Genomic DNA, 1,741 nt, shown 5'->3' with positions numbered 1-1,741 from the left:
AGCGGCTCTACCCGTTCTGCCGCGACATCGGGGAGGCGGCGATGCGCCTTTCGCCCAGGGCGCTGGTTCTGCTGCTGCCCAATCCGACCGATGCGCTGGCGAACGCCGTTGCGCGGGCGACAGGAGCGAACGTCGCTGGTCTATGCGTCGAGGTGGAGCACCTGCGCGACCATCTGGCGTACTACACGGGGCGCTCGCCGGAGAGCATCCAACTGGAACACGCCGGAGTGAACCACGACGGGTGGACGCTCCGGCTGTGGATCGACGGAGCCGACGGCTATCCACTGCTGCGCGATGCGATTCCGGCGCTGCCGGAGCGCGACGACTTCCATCCGGGCAACTGGGGCATGGTGCGCGTCTACGAGGCGACGGGACTCCTGCGCTCGTCGGCGTACCACAACTGGCCCCTCGAAGTCGGCAGCTTTGCAGGACCCGCGAAGTGGGAGTCGTTCGGCGTGAACCGCGAGGACGTGCTGCGGCTCGCTGACGCGGCGATCCGCGACGGCGGGATGATCGATCCGCGCGAAGACCTGCATCCGGAACGGCGTCCGGTGAAATACGGGGGAACCGGTGTCGCGCTGGAACGGATCCTTTGGGGACAAGCGTCTCGTCAGCCGCAGATCGTCGCGATGCAGGTTCGGAACGACGGCGCGGTGACCAACCTGCCCAACGACGTTCAGGTCGAGGTTCCCACGGTGATCTGCGGAGAGTCGCGGTTCCCACGCGCCATGGGCAGCCTGCCTGAGCGAATCGCCGGAACGACGCGTCTGTTGGCGATCCAGCGGAAACTCGAAGCGGACTACCTGCTGGACGGCAAGAAACGCACGCTGCTCGACGCCCTCATGGCGTTCCCGACCGTCGCGCCGGTCGGAACGCTCATCGACTATGCCGAAGAGCTCCATGCCACCGCCTGACCGCCGAACCGGACAGGGAGAACCGCTGTGAAAGTCACCGATATCGAGATCACCGTACGCGAGTCGCGACCAAGCCCCAATCCCATTCGCGACGCCCTGCAAAGCCTGCCAGGAGCCGGCTCCGTGGGCGTGCGCATCGACACGGACGGCGACGTTTCGGGACGCGGCGACGTCGGGTTCGGGAGGGGCATCGGCGCGGCAGCGGCGCTGGGAGCCGCCATCGAACACGAGCTGAAGCCGCTCGTCATCGGGACGGAGGTCTCGGACGTGCGCGGCACGCACGAGACGATGCTCCGCGAGACGGAGTACCACGGCTCGTCCGGTCTGACGATGTTCGGAATCGCGGCACTCGATACGGCGCTGTGGGACTGCCTGGGGCGAATGCACGACGCGCCGTGCTGGCAGCTCTGGGGCGGAGTTCATCGGCGCGTTCCGGCATACGCGATGGTCGGATGGCTCAACTACTCGGACGAGGAGGTGGGCGCAATCTGCGCGCGCGCCGTGTCGCAGGGCTTCCGCGCCGTCAAGATCAAGGTCGGCTACCCGACGCTCGCGGAGGACATCCATCGGGTTCAGGTGGTGCGGAACGCCGTCGGAGCCGACACGGGGATCATGGTGGACGCGAACCAATCGCTCACGACGGCGGAGGCGACGCGGCGCGGCAGAGCGTTCGAGGACCTCGGCTGCGTCTGGTGGGAGGAGCCCATCCCGGCGGACGACGTGGACGGCTACGCCGCGCTCGCCGATGCGCTGGACGTCCCGGTCGCGACCGGCGAGAACCTCTACACGCCGGCGGACTTCGCGCGGTTCCTCAAGCGAGATGCCGT

Annotated in this window: 2 protein-coding genes; both read left to right on the top strand. The window is 67.9% G+C overall.

The genetic code is table 11. The annotated features are described in order from the left end of the window. The first annotated feature begins 41 nt into the window (after positions 1 to 41). A complete protein-coding gene (locus tag FJZ36_19275) occupies positions 42 to 914 on the top strand; it encodes a hypothetical protein (GenBank protein ID MBM3217042.1) in 873 nt (290 codons plus the stop codon). A 27-nt stretch (positions 915 to 941) separates the two neighbouring features. Beyond that, positions 942 to 1,741 (top strand): mandelate racemase/muconate lactonizing enzyme family protein (locus tag FJZ36_19270; GenBank protein ID MBM3217041.1); only part of this gene is annotated, 800 nt, incomplete at its 3' end.

This window comes from Candidatus Poribacteria bacterium (assembly GCA_016866785.1).
Taxonomy (GTDB): Bacteria; Poribacteria; WGA-4E.
Note: the sequence above shows the minus strand (reverse complement) of the source record. Positions and strands in the feature narration are given on the sequence as shown.

Bases quoted from the DNA above. Each gene is read 5' to 3' on its own strand.
- FJZ36_19275 (MBM3217042.1), top strand. From the start codon at position 42: ATGCGCCTTTCGCCCAGGGCGCTGGTTCTGCTGCTGCCCAATCCGACC.